The organism is Ravibacter arvi, assembly GCF_039540405.1.
GTDB lineage: Bacteria > Bacteroidota > Bacteroidia > Cytophagales > Spirosomataceae > Ravibacter > Ravibacter arvi.
This window is the reverse complement of the sequence record NZ_BAABEY010000013.1, coordinates 1-19,439: the sequence shown is the minus strand read 5'-3', so window position 1 is coordinate 19,439 and position 19,439 is coordinate 1. Positions and strand designations below refer to the sequence as shown.

Genomic DNA, 19,439 nt, shown 5'->3' with positions numbered 1-19,439 from the left:
CAGGATGGAAGATTTCTGCAGGCTTTTTTTGTCAAGTCTTAATCCGTTTGCAGAACGAATAATCGTAATTTGCGGTTCATCAGAAAACCACAAAAAACCAGGACCACGTAATGACATCACCCAATATTTTCACGCTTGAAGTTTCGGAAGGCGCCATCAGCCGCATCACACACCTTAAGCCTGAAAGCACACCGCTTTGGGGCAAAATGACTGTAGATCAAATGCTTGCCCATTGCTGTGTGGCTTATGAAATGGTATATGAGAATATACATCCAAAACCCAATTTTTTCAAACAACTGATGTTGCGCCTCTTTGTTAAGAACCTGGTAGTCGGTCCCAGCCCATACCCGCGCAACGCCCCGACCGCCCCTGCTTTCAAGATCGTCGAGAGAAAAAATTTTGATTACGAGCAGAAAAGACTGATTGACTACATCCGTCGGACCGCAGCCCTCGGAATTAAGGAATTTGAAGGAAAAGAATCCAATTCTTTTGGAAAATTAAGCGGGGACGAGTGGAATACGATGTTTTACAAACACCTGGATCATCACCTCAGGCAGTTTAATGTATAAGTATTGTAACCGGGATTCTAACCAACGTTGGTTAGAATCCCGGTTACAGAGCATCTATCTTTCCTAGTACAGGAATTTGCCGCACTCTTTTTGTTTCAGGCAAACCAGGAACAACTTTCCTCCGCCTACGATACGTTCAATGCGCTCCGCGGGGATGTACCGTCGCACCAGTTGCGGATCATCCGTTACAACGTATTGATAGCAAAACTGACGGGCCGCATTTTTTAAAACCGAATATTCTTTTCTGAAAAATGCATAGTCAAAATCGGCATTCACGTTGGTCGCAGCCCGCAGGGACCCCTGGTAAAAATAAAAACCTTCGCCCTGGTGGCTGATGACAGCCACGCCGGGGTGTTCGCCTTTTATCTCACTAAAGAAAGGTTTAAAAAAATCGTACTTTTCCTTGTCATTGATATAATAGAGTTCGGCACGCGGTGTATTCAGCACTGTTTTCTTAATCGGGTCGTAGTAACCGAGACTGTCCAGGCTTCTGAATATATTCCTCCGCTCGGAATAACCCGGGAAATCTCCAAGTTCCAGGCAGTCTTCCATTTTTGAACGGGGTGTATAATGCCCGCCAAGCAAATGCCTGTAGCTGGTCAGTTCTTGGGGGCTTAACTTGCAAATCGCAGAAGGCACATGCGCAGTGAACCGTTTCGCGTAATAAGGCAACGGCAATACCGGTTTCGACGGATTCCCGAACACAAAAAATAAAGCCGGGACAAACAACACCACCAACACCAGGCTGACGAAGGCGTTTTTGAAATGACTCAGCGTGGCACCGATCAAGACCGAACCCATTACAAAAAAAGGCAGATGGGTCCTGGTACTCCAAAGTTGGAATTTTAATAAAGTGCAGAAAATAAAGAATCCGCAAATACCCAGAAGCCAGAAGATCTTCAGCTCCCGGTTCCCCTTTCTGACAAGCAGCGCTACCGTACAGACGACCAGCAGGTAAAAATGGATGCTGTTCGGCACCATATCCTCATGTACTGAAAAGCGTACCGAAAATTCATCACGCGATATTTGAGGCTCATTTACGTCTACGCCAATCGCCTCATGAATTCCGAGAATGGCATTTTCCAGCATACGGTTGAAACCGGTATAAGGCAAACCCAGGTGAAGGCTGCTGTTTTTCAGGATACTGGAGACGGAAAAGCGGAAATTATGGGTGTCGGCCTGGAGCTTTTCAGCGAAAAGCGGAGTATCCTCCGCCGGGCTCACGATGTTATCGAACAACTGGTAGTTTCGCGACCAGAAGGGAGCATATACCAGGCCCAGCAGGAAGGCGGCAGTGACTGCTACCCTGACGGTGTCGCCCAAACGGAAACGTCTCAGGTAAGAAATTCCGAAATAAATACAAAACGGTAAAGCATAGAAAAAGGCGGGATATTTGGTGAAAGCGGCAAAGCTCAGAGAAAGGCTCATACCCCATAGCATGGTCCAGGAAAACCCGGAGCGCAACCGGTAACCAAAGTACAAAAATGAAGTAAAGAAAAACGACAGGACGTAATCTACCTGGGTCGTGGTGAATTCGAAAATTCCGACCGGCAAAGTCAACAGAACGAACGCGGCCAGCAATTGCCCTCTCCGGTTCAGTCCCACCTGCTTCGCTACGAGCGTGAGCGCAGCCAGACAGCCTAGCCCGAAAACATATTGCACCAGGTTGACCAGTTGATCGCTTCCCGTCACCAGGTACACGCTCAACACCATGTATTCAGCAAAAACATTATGGTAAAGCTGCTGAACATGCAGTGTCGGGAAAAAGTCAAGGTTCTCAAAATGTACCCATGCCAGGATCCGGTGCATGTGGTAGTGGTTGGAATCAAAATTGTTTGGCGGTGTACAAACAGCCAGCAACAACAATGGTAACAGGATAATACCCGACATCACCAATATGCGCCGCGCCAGCGGCTCCGAAGTCAGACGCCCTAAATAGTAGTCGATCCGCTCGATGAATAGCGGAACGGGTGCACGCAGCCGGGCAAAAAAAACCGCTTCTGTCAACAGAACACCACCCCAGAAAACCCGGGCGGAGGTATAACTCAACCCGTTGAAAAGGGATGCTCCTTCCGCGTAAATCCAGCAGAGCGCTGCATTCCACAAAAGGAACCACAAAATTGATTCACGGAGGCCCGCTTTGGGGACTATTCGCCGGAGAAGGGAGAAAGTAAGAAAAATATTAAGGACCCCAAACAAAATAAAAATACCCATATATCCCGAAAGCGCTTTGTAGTATTCGTACTTCCGACCGGCTTGCACCATAAGTTCCCGGTCACCGGGCCTCGGTCGAAAGCGCAATAATAACCAAAAAAGCCTTTGTTTCGCTGCTTTCTATTGTGATCGGCCCGTTTGTTAATACCGGGGAAATGGTCTGACCCGCGTCCTTCAGGTGAAAAGACAAGAGGGGCGGTAATGATTTAGCCGGCTCGCCGGCGCCTAAACGGGGAAACTAAAGTAGAAAGTACTCCCCTCACCCACGGTGCTATCGACGCCTATTGTTCCACCCTGGCTTTCGATAAAATCCTTGCTGATCGAGAGACCGAGCCCCGTACCGCCTTTCGCACCGCCTGGGATCTGGAAATAACGCTCAAAAACCCGTGACCGGTAACCGGCTTCGATTCCCGGTCCATAGTCCCGAACGGAAAAAGTAACGGTGTTATCCGTATTTCGAAGCGTTAGCAATATTTCTCCCCCCTCAGCACTATGTTTGATTGCGTTGGTAATAAAATTGATCAATACCCAGGCCGTCTTCTCCTGGTCGACATTCAAAACCGGGAGATCCGAAGCAAAAGCGCGCCTGATCAAAACACGCTTCTGTTCCGCTTGTCCCCTGGTAGCATCGACAGCCAACCCCACGATCTCTTCGGGCAAAACATATTGTTTTTTCAGTTGTATGTTCCCCGTCTCCACCTGTGACATATTCAGAAGTTCGCGGGTTATTTTCAGAAGCCTTACATTGTCCTCCCGGATGCTCTCAACGAGTTTATGCTGTTCACTGTTGAGCTCGCCTGTACTTTTGTGATCGAGCAGGTCAAGGCTCAGTTGTATAGAGGAGATAGGCGTTTTTAGTTCGTGCGAGACCGTGGCAATAAAATTGGTTTTCGCAAAGTCCAACTCTTTGAAGGGAGTGATATTGCGAAGCCAGATAAAATGACCGATCGACTGGTAAGTTTCTTCACCGGTGGGGAGAATCCTGATTTCAATTATTTCTTTTTCGAAATAGCTCTCTTTCCGATCGGCAAAAATCTTGATCGGCTTCGCTTCCCCGGCACCGTTTTCAGGGTTCAGCAGGTCGCGGGCAAGCATTCGGATCAGGTCGTTGCCGACGGACAACTCGCGGACCGTACGCCCCAAAGCATCCGGCCGTCTTAAGCCTGTGATATTCAGCGCCTCATCATTAATAAAAAGCACCTTTTTTTCCTCGTCTATGCCAATTATCGGGTCATGAATATTGCTGATCAGCGTTTCAATTCTTTTATTTTCCTTCAGGATCTTTTCCAGCTTGCTATTGGCATATTCCTCGAGCTTTTCCGCCATGGTGTTGAACGACCTGGCCAGCGCGCCAAACTCGCTGTGGCTTTCAAAATGCACCCGCTGGTGGTAACGCTGGGCGGCAATGGCCTGGATGCTCCCGGTCAATTCCTCTATCGGATTGGCAATGCTTCCCGGAAGGTTTACCAGCAGCGTAAAGGCAATCAGAAAACATAGCGTGCCGGTAAGGGAAATCCAGATGACAGCAGATTCTGCAGTCTGGTTCGCAATCCCACTCTTTTTCTCGATGGAAAGCATGTTGATTTCCATCAGCTCGGCAATATCCCTCCTTATGGCGGATCGCAACGCAGAATCCTGCGGCATCTGCCTGAGCGCTTCGAAATGAGCGCCGACTTGCCCGGTCACCCGGTCCTCCCCTATTTCCGTGACATTACCCTTCTGCTTCTCCAGGTTGTGGCCAAAGTCATAGGCTGCCTGGGGATTCCGCCCAAACTCTTCGAGTGAAATCAGCATATTCCGCGCGTATTGCAGCGTATTGTAATTGGCAGTGAGGATGTTTTCCGTGTCCGATTTCAAACCGTTGACATACCGGATACTAACGGCCGCCAGCAAAATAATCAGTACGAAGAGCAATCCAACCCCGAATGTGAGCTTTAATTTAATTTTCATTGGATGTGAGGTATGATATGTAAGGTGTGAAGTGCTGTTCCGGCAGGCTCTACGATAAAACAATAAGGTCTATCTCGGTAACCGACATTTTTTTCAGCAAGGTGTTGAAAATTCCGGTAGATAGGATGACCCCGAGCAAAGTTATCGCCGGCTTCCCGAGACATACCGTTGTAATTTTCATCTTGACAGCCTGATCGATAATGGCGGTAGGAATATTCCGGCTGTGAATCTGCACAACAGTACCGCCCAGCTCAGTGGCCAGTTTGAAATTGTTGATGAGCATACGCTGCCTGGCGAGCGAAATTTTGTCAAGCCGTTCTTTCGGGGTCTGGACATATAAAACAAACCATTCGCCACTGTAATAGCCGGCCATCCGGGCGGTTTTCCGGATTACATTTTTGGCCTTCTTCGCGTCGCTCCCGATACAGGCCATAAACCGTTCATGGCGCAATCCGACTCCCTTTTCTACTTCCGCATCCACCTTCCTGACTACGTGGCTGGCAACTTCTTTCAGCGCAAGCTCCCTGAGCTGCAGAATATGATCAGCACGGAAAAAGTTTTCCAGAGCGGTTTTTACCTTATCAGCACCATATATTTTCCCCTCTTTCAGCCGTGTGATGAGGTCGGAGGCCGTGAGGTCGATGTTAACAATCTCGTCAGCAGCAGCCACTATCTTGTCCGGAATTCTCTCCCGGACCTCAATACCGGTTATTTTGTGGACTTCTTCATTGAGACTCTCTATATGCTGGATATTTACCGCGCTGATCACGTTTATCCCGGACTCCAGTATTTCCAGCACGTCCTGCCAACGTTTCTGATTTTTGCTTCCTTCTACGTTGGAATGAGCCAGCTCGTCGACCAGTACCACTTCCGGCCTTAGGTTAATAACTGCCTGTACATCCAGCTCTTCAAGCTCTTTCCCTTTGTAAAAAATTTTCCGCCTGGGTACTATTGACAACCCTTCCGTCAGTGCCTCGGTTTCGGTCCGTCCGTGGGTTTCAATGAAGCCAAGCTTCACATCTACCCCGTTCCTGAGAAGGGTATGTGCCTCCTGTAACATCCTGTAGGTTTTACCCACCCCGGCGCTCATCCCGATATAGAGCTTGAATTTCCCTTTCCGGGACTTCCTGATCAGATCAAGAAAGTGCTCTGCATTTTTTCTGTTATCCATTTCCGGTTACAAGGCGGCTTATCTCTCCCGGCCCCGGCCGAAAGAGACAAGCAATGTTTTCAAAAGCTTATTGCCAATGCGCTTGTCGCCACCCAGCTACTGGTATGCGGTTGATGACTACCATCCGCGAAAATCGCACTGCGCGCATTCAGGTTCCTCACTTCCGCACGCCACATGACGTTTGATCGTATGACCCAATCCGTGTTTAGTGAAAATCCCCAGGTTTCAAAACCTCCGGGTGCTGTCACTATAACCCCAGCCGGGTCGCGGTAGTATTCTCCCCGGCCGCTTATCGAGAACCTTTCGGAGAACGTGCAACGCGCAACCAGGACGGGCGTTAACCACATATTCTTCCGCGCGCTGCCTTTATGCTTTTGTTCTGCACCCACATCAAAGCCGGCCGTTATTCCCCAGCGCGGACCGAGCTGGTAAATCGCGTAAAAATTGTGAAAATAGCGCATTTGCCTGAGGCTGTCCGGTTTGTCATTCCCAATAAATGAAGCGCTGTTGATTACCAGGCTCTCCGTCGGTCTGAACGTAAGCTGATGCCCGAAAGCAGGTGTACTGTTCCCGTCAGCCCGCTGAATTCTCTGCCAGCCATTCAGGATAAGCCCGCTCATCAGCCACCTGTTATCCTGCGACGTATAGGATACCTTAGCACCCGCTTCAAAATAGGGTGAATTGTCTGCAAACAAACTCCTGGTCAATGTCCAGTTGTCTTTTCCGGTCGCGCTCTCAAATCCGAGGTGGGACGGGAAAACGCCTGCATCCAACCATAGATTGTGTTTTTTCGATATTTTCACTCCCGCATAGGCTTCATAGATGTTTTTCAAAACGCCCGGCTCCGCCGCGTAATTGGCATTCATATACGAGCCGGTCGCCAATGCGAGGCTAGCCCGAACGTGTTCGTTCCGGTAGTCGGCTTTCAGATAGGCGAGGTTGACCGACACTTCATTCGCCCGGTTATGACTATACACAAAAGCGGGTCTGGTGTTGGATGCCGGGTTCCGGAAGTCCCTGCTGTAATAAACCTCGGCGTATCCGCTCAGGGTTACCGGTGTTTTTTTTTCGTCCTGCGCAGGTAACAGGGTGCTTTTCACAACAAGTGCCGCAATAAATAAATACTTTTTCATCAAAATTCGATAGGCTTACCGGATATCGTCCAGGGCCAGGTTGAGTTTTAAAACATTAACTTTTTCTGTACCGAACACTCCCAGAACCGGTTTTCGGGTCTGTTGTTGCACAAGCCGGTACACCTCAGACGCGGCAATCCCCCGTGCGGCCGCCACTCTCGGCACCTGTATATTAGCCGCATCAGGTGAAATATCGGGATCCAGCCCGCTCCCGCTGGCGGTAACCATTTCTACGGGCACCGCAGAACGTCTGACACCGGGATGGTATACCAGGAACGTGTCAATTCTCGCGCGTACTTCTGCCAGGTACGCCTCGTTGGACGGCCCTTTATTACTGCCGCCCGAACCGGCGGCATTGTACCCCACCGCCGACGGTCGCGACCAGAAATGGGTTTTGTCCGTAAACGACTGCCCCACGTTGGCAAAATAGGTCCTGCCTTTATGAACAATGGTTTCGCCGGCGCCCCGGTGAGGGGTAATCTGCGCAACTCCCCAGAGCGCCAGCGGATAGGCAACTGCCAGGAGGATTATAGTGAACAGCGTCAGTTTAAACGCTTTAATAAAATGGAGTTTCATCTTTCTTTGAATTAACATCTACACAAAAACAGACACAATAAGATCAATCAGCTTGATACCTGCAAACGGTACAATTAACCCGCCGAGACCAAAAACAAGAAGGTTCCGGCGAAGCAAAGCCGACGCGCCGATGGGCTTGTACGCCACCCCTTTAATGGCGAGGGGAATTAAAAGCGGTATGACCAGGGCATTGAAAATAACAGCAGAGAGCACAGCACTTTCCGGGCTCCCGAGGTTCATGATATTCAGCGACCGGAGGGACGGGATAGCGGTGATAAAAAGTGCCGGGATGATGGCAAAATACTTTGCAACGTCGTTCGCAATACTGAAGGTCGTCAGTGTTCCCCGGGTCATCAGCAGCTGTTTGCCAATTTCCACCACTTCAATCAGTTTGGTCGGATCATTGTCAAGGTCCACCATATTGCCCGCCTCTTTGGCCGCCTGCGTGCCGCTGTTCATGGCTACACCGACGTCAGCCTGCGCCAGCGCAGGCGCGTCATTGGTGCCGTCGCCCATCATCGCCACCAGTCTGCCTTCAGCCTGTTCCCTTCTGATATAATTCATTTTGTCTTCGGGTTTTGCTTCGGCAATAAAATCGTCGACACCCGCCACTCTCGCGATGTATGAGGCTGTCAGGGGGTTGTCTCCCGTCACCATAACGGTTTTTATCCCCATTTTCCGAAGCCGTTCAAATCGCTCCCTGATCCCCGGTTTAATCACATCCTGCAGCTCAATCACACCTAAAATCTTTTCATTTTGCGCAACCACCAGCGGCGTGCCGCCGTTTTCGGAAATTCTCTCTACGCGGTCATCTACGTCAGCCGGAAATGTGTTCCCGGCGTCAACCACCAGCTTCCGGATCGCGTCAGTGGCGCCTTTCCGGATCCGGGTTTGCTCAAAATCAATACCCGAACACCGCGTTTCGGCAGTGAAGCGTATAAACCTGGGAGCACTGACCCTATATCCGAGTGGATTAAGCCCGGCCAGCTCAACCACAGATTTACCTTCCGGCGTTTCGTCCGACATGGAGCTCAGAACGGCCGCTTTAACAAATTCTTCCGGGAGAATTCCTTCCGCAGCATGAAAGTGCGTTGCCCGCCGGTTCCCGATGGTGATGGTCCCGGTTTTGTCTAACAGCAAGACATCTACGTCACCGGCGGTCTCAACGGCCTTGCCGCTTTTGGTCATCACGTTGGCCCGGAGCGCCCGGTCCATACCTGCGATTCCGATAGCCGACAAAAGACCGCCTATTGTCGTTGGGATCAGGCAAACAAACAGGGAAACAAAAGCTGCAATCGTAATGTCTACACCGGCATATTCCGCAAAGGGCCGGAGTGTAACCGTCACCACTACAAATACGAGGGTAAACCCCGCCAGCAGAATTGTGAGCGCTATTTCATTGGGTGTTTTCTGACGGCTGGCGCCTTCTACAAGCGCGATCATCCTGTCGAGAAAACTCTCGCCCGGTTCAGTTGTAACCCGCACTGTGATCTGGTCCGACAATACTTTTGTGCCGCCTGTAACCGAGCTTTTGTCGCCTCCGGCCTCTCTGATAACGGGAGCAGATTCCCCGGTAATGGCACTTTCGTCAATAGTGGCCAGACCCTCGATGATTTCTCCGTCAGAAGGAATCACCTCGCCGCTCCGGCAAACAAAAACATCTCCTTTTTTCAACGAAGAAGAGGCAACCACTTGTCCGTCAGGCAGGTTTGCCGGGGTATCCGCCCGGGTTTTCCGCAAATTGTCTGCCTGCGCTTTCCCGCGGGCTTCGGCAATTGCTTCTGCAAAATTGGCAAACAAAAGGGTAAGCAGCAGCAGTACAAAAATCGTGAAATTATAACCGAAACTTCCCTGGGACGACGCTCCGGCCAGTACCCATAGACTTACCAGGAGCATAACCACCGTTCCAATCTCCACAGTAAACATTACCGGATTGCGGAACATCAACCGCGGGTCCAGTTTGATCAACGATTGCTTCAGTGCCTGTTGAACCAGCTTTTTCTGAAAAATCGATTGTGACTTAACCATATCTTTTCGAATAAGGGATTATTAACGCATTGAAAAATATTCGGCTACAGGCCCCAGGGCCAGCGCCGGAAAAAAGGCCAGTGCCGCTACGATGGCTACGACCGCAAAAACCATCACTCCGAAGGTCGCTGTATCCGTTTTAAGGGTGCCTTCGCCGTCGGGGACCTGCTTTTTGGCAGCCAGCAAGCCGGCGATGGCAACGGGGCCGATGATTGGGAAAAAACGCCCGAGAAGTAGTACCAGGCCGGTTGAAATGTTCCACCAGAGCGTATTATCGCCAAGGCCTTCAAAGCCGCTTCCGTTGTTGGCTGCTGAAGAAGTGTATTCGTAAAGAATTTCACTGAAGCCGTGATAACCGGGATTGTTAAGGGTAGAAGCACCCAACTGGGGAAACGCCGTCGCTAAAGCCGTCCCGGTCAGGATAAAAAACGGATGCGACAGGGCCACCAACATGGCAATTTTCATTTCCCGGGCTTCAATTTTCCGGCCAAGAAATTCGGGCGTGCGCCCAACCATAAGGCCGCTGATAAATACAGCCAGTATCATGAAAACAAAGAAATTCAGGATACCTGCGCCAACTCCGCCGTAAAAAGCGTTGACCATCATGGCAATCATCTGGTTCATACCGGACAAGGGCATATAGCTGTCGTGCATGGCATTAACCGACCCGGTTGAAATAACAGTCGTGGCAATACTCCAAAACCCTGATGCGACGGCGCCGTTCCGTATTTCTTTACCCTCCATGGCGCCGAGGGAATTGTCTATGCCCATGGCAGCAATAGCGGGATTCCCGGCTGCTTCGGTCATTATGGTAGGAATCGTTAAAAGCAGGAATCCGGCAGTCATCACGCTGAATATCATGATCGCAAGCCGTTTCCGGTTCAAAAAATAGCCAAATGCGAACACCATTGCCAGCGGAATGATCATTTGCCCGAACATTTCGACCATATTGGTCAGGTAACTCGGGTTTTCCAACGGGTGACTGCTGTTGGCGCCAAAAAAGCCGCCACCGTTCGTACCGACGTGCTTGATGGGCACGAAAGCCGCTACCGGTCCACGTGATACGTCAACAGAATCTCCTTCCAGCGTCATCATATGCGCCTTCCCTTCAAAAGTCATGGGCATCCCTTCCCACAACAGCACCGATCCGATAAGAAGAGAAAGCGGCAGGAGAATTCTTGTGCATGACCGGACAAAAAACTGGTAGAAGTTCCCGAGAGCGCCCGCCGATTTTTCCCTGAATGACATAAAAACCACTGCGGCGGCGGCCATACCTGTTCCCGCGGTAACAAATTGCAGGAACATCAGCCAAAGCTGTCCCAGGTAGCTGATGCCGGTTTCTCCGGAATAGTGCTGTAAATTACAGTTTACCAGGAAAGAAACGGCGGTGTTAAAGGCCAGGTCTGCCGGCATGTCCGGGTTCTGATCGGGGTTGAGCGGAAGCTTGCTCATATTCATTAAGACCGCCATGCTGATCAGGAACCAGATGAGGTTGATGGTAAGCAGAGCGACCAAATGCTCCTTCCAGCTCATCCCGGCTTTCGGATCGATACCGGACAGGCGGAAGCCCCAGCGTTCCAGCCCGGAAAATACCGGGTCAAGAAAGGTACGCTCGCCGGAATAGACTTTTGCAATATATTTCCCGTACGGGATTGCCAAAAGAACCGTGATAAAAAACGTTGCTGCAACGCCTGAAATTTCTGTATTCATTTTAAAACAAAAAAAAGCTCATACTCTGTAAACTCCTGCGCAGAGGGGCGCCGGTTAGAATTTCTCGGGTTTCAGAAGCACGTACAACATGTAGGCGAAAACTCCGGTTGCGACTAAAAACAAGGCTGTCATAGTGATCATGTATGGGAACAGACGAAAGCTATATTTTTTCGAAGACGTCGATCAAACGGTAAAACATGGCAAAACAGGCAACTCCAGCGGTGGTTAAAACAAGGGTAATCATGATTGATCAATAATTCGTAACGGACTAAAAAACGGAGGACCTTCCCCCTGTGACCGTAACAGCATAAGAATGCTGTGCCAAAAGACAGGACAGACCCACAAAACACTATTAATCAACCACATACAAACAAATCTCCATAAAACAACCCATAAAAAAGCCTATCAAAATGATAGGCCGGTTTTCAAAATGAGCGGTTCGAGTCTGCAAACCGGTGCATTACCTAAAGTCCGAACTCCTCGATTTTCCTGTACAGCGTGGCGATCCCGATTTCCAGAAGCCGCGCTGCTTCTGCCTTATTGCCGCGCGTATGATTCAATACCTTCCGGATATGTAGTTTCTCGGCACTGCTAAGCGAGAAGGCCGACAGCACTTTCCCGGCGGGAGCCCCGGTTTGGAGCAGATCGGCCGGAAGACTATCCAGGTCGAGCGATTCGCCCTCGGCCAAAATAGCGCTTCTCTCAATAATATTCTTCAGCTCCCTGATATTTCCCCGCCAGCTGTTTTGCTCCAAAGCGCCGAGGTAACCGTCAGTCGGGATCAATTGGCGTTTGCCTGTCTTAGCTGCGTAGAACCCGGCAAAATACCGGGCCAATTCCCCTATGTCTTCCCTCCTTTCACGCAACGGCGGCAGAACTATTGAAAAAACCGAAAGGCGGTAATACAGGTCGGTCCGGAAGGTCCCCTGCTCCATTTCTGCGGAAAAATCCCGGTTAGTAGCTGAAATAATCCGGACATCCACTTTTCTTGACTTCGTTTCGCCTATTTTAAGGAACTCACCGCTTTCCAGCACCCGCAACAATTTCGATTGCAGGTCAACCGCCATTTCCCCCACTTCATCCAGGAACAATGTACCCAGATGGGCCTCCTCAAATAACCCCTTCTTGTCTTTAACCGCACCGGTGAATGCGCCCGCCTTGTGCCCGAACAGCTCACTTTCAAGGAGCTCCTTGCTGAACGCCGCACAGTTAATGGCCACAAACGGCTTGTTTCTACGCAGGCTTTCGAAATGGATAGCCTGTGCAAATACCTCTTTCCCCGTCCCGGTCTCACCCTGCAACAATACCGAGGTATCCGAGCGCGCTACTTTTCTGCCAAGCGCCACCGCCTCCTGCATTACCCGGGACCGGCCTATCACCTGGTCGAAGGTGTATTTCTGACCAATCTGCCGCTCTAACTGGCGGACGCGTCTCGCCAGGTCAACTTTTTCTATCGCCTTGTATAAGAGCGGGATAATTTTGCTATGATCATCTCCTTTGGTGATGTAATCGTACGCGCCGTTTTTTATTGCTTTTACCCCGTCCGGGATGTTGCCGAATGCAGTAAGCAAAATTATTTCGGCAAGCGGCTGCCGTGCTTTTATTTCCCGTACAAAGTCAACACCGTTTCCATCCGGAAGCTTTACGTCACAAATGACTACGTCAATATCCTGAACTGCCAGCAACGCCAGGGCGTCTTTTATGTTACCGGCTTCATAGGTTATGAAGTCGCCGCTTTCAAGTTTGATAATACGGGCAACAAGCCCTCTGAGCTTTTCTTCGTCGTCGACTAATAAAATAGTGTTCACAGCAGCAATAGGTAGAACGTTACACCACGAAGTAACCGACCGGACTTCGTTTATGACAAGACGGAAAGACCGTATCTCGCACCAAAGGTAGTGGCAGGCCTGAATGCAACCATAACCAACCCGCTTTTTTTTGGCGCCGCGTGTTGGGACGCTTCGGTATGAAGTAGCAAAAAAAGAAAAAAATATTGTGTAGCCAAATAACTTCATTTATATTTGTAGCCAAATGACTTCATAATGAATTTAAGACGAGACGTATTTCAGGCCATTGCGGACCCAACAAGAAGGGCGATCCTCTTGTTGGTGGCTTCGCAAGCCATGACAGCCGGAGCTATTGCTTCCAACTTTGACACCGCACGACCTACTGTTTCAAAACATCTGCAAATTCTTACAGAATGCGAATTGCTTACCCCTGCGCAGAACGGCAGGGAAATTTACTACCAACTAAATCCGCAGAAAATGAAAGAAGTAGCTGATTTTATCGAACCTTTCCGCAAAATGTGGGACGACAGGTTCAACAAACTCGAAGCACTGATGAAAGGGGTGAGGGGTGAGCCATAAGCCTTGAGCCGCTCACCCGCACCTCAAACCTCACACCTCAAACCTCACATCTCCAACCTATCCGAAACATGGAACAAAAAACAAATGTGACAGCCGAGTCCGGCAAACAGGAAATTGTGATCACCCGGATATTCGATTTACCGGTAGCGCTACTTTTCAGGGCATACGAAGATCCGGAGCTCTTCGAGCAATGGATGGGCACAAAGGTCCTTAAATTCGAAAACAGGAAGCACGGCGCCTATGCTTTTGAAACCTCACACAACGGGAACGTGGTCTTCCGGGCCAACGGGACCATACACGAGTTTATCCCGAACCAAAAAATAACGCGGACCTTCGAAATGGAGGATACTCCGTTCCCGGTTCAACTCGAGTACCTGGATTTCGAAAAGCTGACCGACGACACCAGCAGGCTTACCATGCACATCGTATTCAAATCGGTAGCGCACAGAAACCAGCTCATGCAGATGCCTTTTGCCCAGGGCATTAATATGGCTCATAACAGGCTCCAGGAGATCATTGATCTTATTAAATAGAGAATCATGGACAAAAGAAATAAAGCCGTTTATTGGGCCGCCACTATCCTGCTTGCACTGGGAATGCTTTCCGGCGGGCTTGCCCAATTGTTCCGGGTAAAACAAAATACCGACGGTATCATACACTTGGGGTACCCGGTATACCTGATGTCCATTCTGGGCGTATTGAAATTGCTGGGAGTAATTGCTATTTTGCTTCCCGGTTTCAGGCTGCTGAAGGAGTGGGCCTATGCCGGTTTTTTCTTCGCGATGACAGGTGCCGTGGCATCACACATCGCCGTAGGCGACGGCTTTCCGAAATTTGCAGCACCCTTGCTATTCGTAATCCTGACTATCGTTTCATGGTATTTCAGGCCTGCGGACAGAAAAATAGCTTTCATAAAAAATTAATTGGCATTCATGAACGAACAGGCAGAACGTTTTTTCGAAAAAGCCGGGAACTGGAAAGCTGAATTTTCCTTGCTGAGGGAAATCATCAGCGAAAATAAATTACTGGAAGAAGATTTCAAATGGATGCACCCCTGCTATACTTACCGGGGAAAAAATGTTGTGCTTATCCATGGTTTCAAGGAATATTGCGCGCTGCTATTCCACAAAGGAGCCTTGCTGAAGGATCCTGCCGGCATCCTGATCCGGCAAACCGAAAATGTCCAATCGGCCAGGCAGATCAGGTTTACCGATTCGGAGCAGATCGACCGGCTCAGAGACGTGATCGGAGATTATATCAGAGCGGCGGTCGAAGTCGAAAAAGCCGGGAAAAAAGTAGACCTGAAAACCGTAACCGAATATCCCGTTCCTCAAGAGTTCCGGAAAGCGCTTGATGAAGATCACGAGCTGCAAAAAGCCTTTCGATCGCTCACGCCGGGTCGGCAGAAAGGATATTTGTTTTACTTCAGCCAGGCTAAACAACCGGCAACCAGGGAAGCGAGGATCAGCAAATACTATCAGCACATTTTAGATGGGAAAGGGATTGACGATTGACACAGCCGCGACTCCGGCGGAAGAAACCATCGCGGGCAAAATAATTGCGTTTAACAAAAAATTACGTTTTGAAGGCAAGCTACCGGACGGTTTCCAGGTCCTGAACCCCTATCTCAGCAACCCGGAAACACTGGTGGTTATGGAGCAATTCTATCGCAAATTTTACGGGGATAATCTCCAAAGACGCTTTTTGGTCGGCATCAACCCGAGCCGGCACGGTGCAGGTGTTACAGGCGTGCCCTTCACGGATACCAAGCGGCTGGATCAGGTATGCGGCATCAAAATGACATCGGCATACACGCATGAAATTTCCTCGGTATATATGTATGACCTTATCGAAGCTTATGGCGGCGCCGAGGCATTTTATCAGGACTTCTATATCAATTCCCCATTCCCTCTGGCCATCATCAGGAATACACCCGGTAACCAATGGGTAAATGCCAATTATTATGACACACCGGCCCTTTTCTCTGCAGTCAGGGATTTCATGATTGACGCCCTGGAAAAACACATCAGTTTGGGCCTGTACACCGGCGAAGTCTTTGTGCTGGGAAAGAAAAATGCAACTTTCCTTGAAAAATTAAACCGTGACAAAAGGCTTTTCGAACGGCTGACAGTGCTCGATCACCCCCGCTTTATACAGCAATACAAGTCAAAAGAGCGTGATACCTATCTTCACCGGTACCTGCAGGCGCTCGCCGGAACCACCGGCTACTGAACCACAATTCCTCTCCGAAGCCTCACCTGACCCATACAGACGGCGCGGCTTTATTCCGCCCCGGAAAATCCGTGCCCGCGAAATAAAAGCACTTACAAAAGCGGATCCGGTAATTATTTCGACCACCAACAAAAATTAAGTCCATAAAGAACTTCGTAAAGATTAATTTGTATATTTCAAGTGCCGGTTTTCCGGCAGCATGGCCCTTCATCCACTCTCCCGTTCTGGCTTGTGTCGAGAGATAAAAGCAAAAAAAACGGAGTCTGAAGCCTGCTGTTGGTTTCATTAAACTGTAATACCTTGGAAGAAAGACACGTTAAATTCTATTCCAGGCATTTGGACAAAGAGATCGAAATGCTTGTCTTTGGAAACTGGGGATACCCGATTGTCGTTTTCCCCTCCACACTGAGCCGTTACTATCAGGTCAAGGACTTTGGGCTGATCGATTCGGTGAGGGGTTACATAGAATCCGGAAAATTCAAAATCTACGCCGTCGATGCTATCGACGGAGATTCCTGGTACGCCAGGCATCTGAAACCGGAACAACGCGTACTCAATTATATGAAGTACGATAAATTCCTGGCGAACGAACTGGTGCCTGCTATCCGGAATGAATGCAATACGGACAAGATCGGAGTTGCCGGATGCAGTTTCGGAGGTTATCATGCCGCAAACTTCGCTTTTAAACATCCGGACCAGGTAGCCTACCTGATGAGCATGAGCGGAGCGTTTGACATGAAGACTTTTATGGACGGCTACTACGACGACAATTTTTATTTCAATAACCCGGTCGATTACATGGCCAACGAGCACGGCTGGCGCTACGGGCACATGAAAATCGTCCTCGGTACCTCCGAATGGGACATATGCCTGCACAGCAACGTGCAGATGTCGGGTATCCTTAACCGGATCGGCGTCGACCACTGGCTCAATATCTGGGGTTGGGAAAAGCACGACTGGCCGCTATGGAATAAGATGTTTCCTACTTATCTTTCCCGTATGTTTTCCTGACGGGAAACCAGCATTGAACTAAAAAATCAACTGATACAAATGAAAAAAATTGGCATACTGTTTGGCATGGAAAACACATTTCCCCATGCTTTTGTGGACCGGATCAACAAAAAAAATGTCAAGGGAATATCGGCGGAAGCCGTTCAGATCGGTAGCGTCCAGCAGGCCGTGCCCACCGACTACGCGGTTATCGTGGACCGCATCTCCCAGGACGTACCGTTTTATCGTGCTTATCTCAAGAATGCGGCACTGATGGGGACGGCGGTAGTTAACAATCCTTTCTGGTGGAGCGCAGACGAAAAGTTTTTTAACAACTGCCTGGCCGAAACCATTGGCGTCCCCGTTCCTAAAACCGTGCTGCTCCCCTCGAAAGAGCGCCCCACTGATACCACCGAGACTTCTTTCCGGAACCTGAAATTCCCGATGGACTGGCACCAGATGTTTGACTATGTAGGTTTCCCGGCCTATATGAAACCTCATTCGGGCGGCGGCTGGAAAAGCGTGTACCGCGTGACAGATCCGCAGGATTTGTGGGTCAAACACGAGGAAACCGGGCAATTGGTAATGATGCTGCAGGAAGAAATTGTTTTTGACGACTATTTCCGCTGTTACTGTATTGGGCAGAAAGACGTGCGCATCATGCCCTATGAACCGCGGAACCCGCACCATCTCCGCTATGCTTCGACCATGAAAGCCAGCGGGCCGGCCGGTGAAAAATTGCTGGCAACCATTCATGACTATGTGCTTCGCCTGAACAAAGCGCTGGGCTACGACTTCAACACCGTGGAATTTGCCGTCAGAGACGGAGTGCCATATGCGATCGATTTTTGCAACCCTGCACCGGATGCCGATATCTATTCGGTTGGCCAGGACAATTTTGAATGGGTAGTTGAGGCAGCATCGAATATGGCAATAGAACGGGCATTGGCGCAGGAACCGGGCAAAAATAACCTTACCTGGGGCACATTCATTCATACTTCAGCTGCAAATTTACCGTATACCAACCTGGTAAAAGGTGATACGGCGAAAGGCTCCGCAAAGAAGAGTGCTTCAGGACCGGCTGCTGCGCCTGTTAAAAAAGCGAAGGCGGCGGCTCCCGTCGCAAAAAGCACCGCCGCCGCTCCTGAGAAGCCGGCAGCCAGGTCATCCAAAAAAAATAGCAAGTAGCACGCCCTGTTACCCTACGTCTTAAGAAAGTAACCTATGGCAATGTTCACCCTCGGTATTGAAGAGGAGTTTCAGACAATTGACCCCGTCACACGGGACCTGCGCTCGCACATGTCCAAGATAGTGGATGGTGGGAGAATTACATTAAAAGAGAGGGTGAAAGCAGAAATGCACCAGGCCGTGGTTGAAGTGGGAACCAATATTTGCCACAACATCCAGGAAGCCAGGGAAGAGGTCAACTACCTGAGGAAAATGATTCTCGGGCTGGCCGACGACCAGGGCCTGCAGGTAGCGGCCGCCGGTACACACCCCTTCGCGGACTGGGCCGACCAGCTCATCACCGACGACCCACGCTACAACGAACTAATTGACGAAATGCGCGATGTAGCACGCGGCAACCTGATATTTGGACTGCACGTCCACGTAGGTTTGGAAAACAGAAGCGAAGGGATTCACATCATGAATGCCGTCCGTTATTTCCTGCCCCACGTATATGCGCTTTCCACCAATTCTCCTTTTTGGTGCGGCCGCAACACCGGCTTTAAGTCTTACCGGTCAAAGGTATTCGACAAATTCCCCAGAACAGGCCTCCCCGACTTTTTCTCGTCCATCCACGAATACGATGAATACGTCAACCTGCTCATTAAAACAAAGTGCATTGATAATGGGAAAAAAATATGGTGGGATATCAGGCTTCACCCTGTTTTTAACACGATCGAATTCCGCATTTGTGACGTTCCGCTAAGATTGGAGGAGACCATCTGCCTGGCGGCCATCATGCAGGCGCTTATTGCCAAAATTCACAAATTACACAAGCAAAACCTCAATTTCAGAGGTTACCGGCGTATTTTGATCAATGAAAATAAATGGCGAGCTGCACGATACGGCATACATAGCAAACTGATCGACTTCGGAAAACAGGAAGAAGTTGACTACCAGATACTTGTCTATGAACTATTAGATTTCATAGACGATGTTGTCGATCAACTGGGTAGCCGGAAAGAAATTGAATACGTGCACCAAATTCTTAAAATGGGCACCGGGGCCGATCGGCAACTTGCAGTCTACGAAGAAACAGGAGACTTGAAATCCGTCGTCGATTACATCGTAAAAGAAACCCGCATGGGCCTTTATTAGCACAGAGAATACGAGTCTCTTTGGTTGAGTAACTACGAAGAGCACGGCGAGAAAAAAACCATCGGGAACAAACCTCTGTGATCTTTGTGTCCTCCGTGGTTAAACAAACCACAAAGGTATTATGTTTGAAAGGGGCTAATATAAAGAAGCATAAGCTGATATTCTTTTAGAGTAA

18 protein-coding genes are annotated in these 19,439 nt (G+C 49.6%); 9 read left to right on the top strand and 9 right to left on the bottom strand.

What is annotated here, in order from left to right:
• Positions 1-110 precede the first annotated feature (110 nt).
• Positions 111-569 (top strand): DUF1569 domain-containing protein, encoded by a 459-nt coding sequence (locus ABD852_RS06750; RefSeq protein ID WP_345027464.1) that lies wholly within the window; start codon positions 111-113, stop codon positions 567-569.
• A 63-nt stretch (positions 570-632) separates the two neighbouring features.
• Here ABD852_RS06750 and ABD852_RS06745 read toward each other — a convergent pair whose 3' ends face one another.
• From ABD852_RS06745 to ABD852_RS06710, 9 genes are all read right to left on the bottom strand, one after another.
• A complete protein-coding gene (locus ABD852_RS06745) occupies positions 633-2,834 on the bottom strand; it encodes an ArnT family glycosyltransferase (protein WP_345027463.1) in 2,202 nt (733 codons plus the stop codon).
• Positions 2,835-3,008: 174 nt separating this feature from the next.
• Complete coding sequence (locus ABD852_RS06740) at positions 3,009-4,733, bottom strand: HAMP domain-containing sensor histidine kinase (RefSeq protein WP_345027462.1); 1,725 nt, start codon at positions 4,731-4,733, stop codon at positions 3,009-3,011.
• A gap of 49 nt (positions 4,734-4,782) precedes the next feature.
• Positions 4,783-5,904 carry a sensor protein KdpD gene (locus ABD852_RS06735; protein WP_345027461.1) on the bottom strand — a complete coding sequence of 374 codons (1,122 nt, stop codon included), beginning with the start codon at positions 5,902-5,904 and terminating at the stop codon, positions 4,783-4,785.
• A gap of 59 nt (positions 5,905-5,963) precedes the next feature.
• Positions 5,964-7,037, bottom strand: a complete 1,074-nt coding sequence (locus ABD852_RS06730) for a porin (protein ID WP_345027460.1) — start codon at positions 7,035-7,037, stop codon at positions 5,964-5,966.
• A 15-nt stretch (positions 7,038-7,052) separates the two neighbouring features.
• The gene (locus ABD852_RS06725; protein WP_345027459.1) at positions 7,053-7,613 is read right to left on the bottom strand and encodes a K(+)-transporting ATPase subunit C; all 561 of its coding nucleotides are present in this window, start codon (positions 7,611-7,613) and stop codon (positions 7,053-7,055) included.
• An 18-nt stretch (positions 7,614-7,631) separates the two neighbouring features.
• Positions 7,632-9,641, bottom strand: a complete 2,010-nt coding sequence (gene kdpB, locus ABD852_RS06720) for a potassium-transporting ATPase subunit KdpB (RefSeq protein ID WP_345027458.1) — start codon at positions 9,639-9,641, stop codon at positions 7,632-7,634.
• A 21-nt stretch (positions 9,642-9,662) separates the two neighbouring features.
• Positions 9,663-11,351 (bottom strand): potassium-transporting ATPase subunit KdpA, encoded by a 1,689-nt coding sequence (gene kdpA, locus ABD852_RS06715; RefSeq protein WP_345027457.1) that lies wholly within the window; start codon positions 11,349-11,351, stop codon positions 9,663-9,665.
• A 54-nt stretch (positions 11,352-11,405) separates the two neighbouring features.
• Complete coding sequence (locus ABD852_RS23055) at positions 11,406-11,483, bottom strand: potassium-transporting ATPase subunit F (protein ID WP_425568778.1); 78 nt, start codon at positions 11,481-11,483, stop codon at positions 11,406-11,408.
• 332 nt (positions 11,484-11,815) lie between these two features.
• The gene (locus ABD852_RS06710) at positions 11,816-13,159 is read right to left on the bottom strand and encodes a sigma-54-dependent transcriptional regulator (protein WP_345027456.1); all 1,344 of its coding nucleotides are present in this window, start codon (positions 13,157-13,159) and stop codon (positions 11,816-11,818) included.
• A 234-nt stretch (positions 13,160-13,393) separates the two neighbouring features.
• Between ABD852_RS06710 and ABD852_RS06705 the strand changes: the two genes are divergently transcribed.
• The 8 genes from ABD852_RS06705 to ABD852_RS06670 all read left to right on the top strand — a co-directional run bounded on the left by ABD852_RS06705 (position 13,394) and on the right by ABD852_RS06670 (position 19,264).
• Positions 13,394-13,717, top strand: a complete 324-nt coding sequence (locus ABD852_RS06705) for an ArsR/SmtB family transcription factor (RefSeq protein WP_345027455.1) — start codon at positions 13,394-13,396, stop codon at positions 13,715-13,717.
• A gap of 68 nt (positions 13,718-13,785) precedes the next feature.
• Positions 13,786-14,250, top strand: coding sequence for an SRPBCC family protein (locus tag ABD852_RS06700; RefSeq protein ID WP_345027454.1), 465 nt, complete (start codon positions 13,786-13,788; stop codon positions 14,248-14,250).
• A gap of 6 nt (positions 14,251-14,256) precedes the next feature.
• Positions 14,257-14,640 carry a DoxX family protein gene (locus ABD852_RS06695; RefSeq protein WP_345027452.1) on the top strand — a complete coding sequence of 128 codons (384 nt, stop codon included), beginning with the start codon at positions 14,257-14,259 and terminating at the stop codon, positions 14,638-14,640.
• Between the two features lie 9 nt (positions 14,641-14,649).
• Positions 14,650-15,231, top strand: coding sequence for a YdeI/OmpD-associated family protein (locus tag ABD852_RS06690; RefSeq protein WP_345027451.1), 582 nt, complete (start codon positions 14,650-14,652; stop codon positions 15,229-15,231).
• The gene (locus ABD852_RS06685; protein WP_345027450.1) at positions 15,209-15,949 is read left to right on the top strand and encodes an SMUG2 DNA glycosylase family protein; all 741 of its coding nucleotides are present in this window, start codon (positions 15,209-15,211) and stop codon (positions 15,947-15,949) included. Before ABD852_RS06690 ends, ABD852_RS06685 begins: the two co-directional genes overlap by 23 nt.
• 300 nt (positions 15,950-16,249) lie before the next feature.
• On the top strand, positions 16,250-16,960 hold the full coding sequence (locus ABD852_RS06680; protein ID WP_345027449.1) for an esterase family protein: 711 nt from the start codon (positions 16,250-16,252) through the stop codon (positions 16,958-16,960).
• A gap of 39 nt (positions 16,961-16,999) precedes the next feature.
• The gene (locus ABD852_RS06675) at positions 17,000-18,127 is read left to right on the top strand and encodes an ATP-grasp domain-containing protein (protein WP_345027448.1); all 1,128 of its coding nucleotides are present in this window, start codon (positions 17,000-17,002) and stop codon (positions 18,125-18,127) included.
• A gap of 36 nt (positions 18,128-18,163) precedes the next feature.
• Positions 18,164-19,264, top strand: a complete 1,101-nt coding sequence (locus ABD852_RS06670) for a carboxylate-amine ligase (RefSeq protein ID WP_345027447.1) — start codon at positions 18,164-18,166, stop codon at positions 19,262-19,264.
• Positions 19,265-19,439 lie beyond the last annotated feature (175 nt).